The following is a 261-nucleotide window of genomic DNA, read 5'->3' as shown; positions in this document are numbered from 1 at the left end:
AGAACACGGGCCACACGCTTACACCACGATATCCATCACGTGGCACGGCTACCTTCCTGCGTCACCCCATCACTTGGCTACTACCAGTTCAGGTCCCCAGCATCACACACACCAACCAACCCGAAGGTCAGCACAAGGCGGGTGTTCAGGTGGGTTAGTATCCCTGATTCACCATGGGCGCGGACACACGGGTACGGGAATATCAACCCGTTATCCATCGACTACGCCTGTCGGCCTCGCCTTAGGTCCCGACTCACCCTG

1 rRNA gene is annotated in these 261 nt (G+C 58.2%); it reads right to left on the bottom strand.

The features are described from left to right. Positions 1 to 261 (bottom strand): 23S ribosomal RNA (locus NQ014_RS10855); the annotation flags it as partial.

This window comes from Corynebacterium sp. 5QC2CO (assembly GCF_024580435.1).
Lineage (GTDB): Bacteria > Actinomycetota > Actinomycetes > Mycobacteriales > Mycobacteriaceae > Corynebacterium > Corynebacterium jeikeium_D.
The sequence above is the reverse complement of the archived record's forward strand: the minus strand, read 5'-3'. Positions and strand labels throughout refer to the sequence as shown.